This window comes from Shewanella sp. AS16 (assembly GCF_021412365.1).
In the GTDB taxonomy this organism is placed as follows: Bacteria; Pseudomonadota; Gammaproteobacteria; order Enterobacterales; family Shewanellaceae; genus Shewanella; species Shewanella salipaludis.
On record NZ_JAKCLK010000462.1, the window covers coordinates 1 to 280 of the forward strand.

At 57.9% G+C, this 280-nt stretch carries 1 protein-coding gene; it reads right to left on the reverse strand.

Annotation, left to right across the window (positions count from 1 at the left end; genetic code table 11):
* A partial coding sequence (locus LZP73_RS21105; protein WP_234236963.1) for a DUF444 family protein occupies positions 1 to 278 on the reverse strand: 278 nt, incomplete at its 3' end.
* Positions 279 to 280 lie beyond the last annotated feature (2 nt).

Sequence of the window (280 nt, forward strand, 5' to 3'; positions counted from 1 at the left end):
CCATCCTGGCTGGCCTGGCCCTGACCACTGCCGGAACCTCCGCCACCACCCTGGGGACGCTCAATTCGGTCGTTCTGGACGAAATGGTCATTGCCCGGATGCACGCGGTGGCGCAGGCCTCCACGCCCCTGATGAAACATCGGTTCGCTAATATCTTCCGTGGGAATGGATACGGACTCGCCGCTGTCGACGTCAGTCACCGAACGCTTATTTATGGCCTCGGAGATCGACTGTTTAATTTGCGCTTTATAACGGCGTAAGAAACGCTGGCGATTCACCA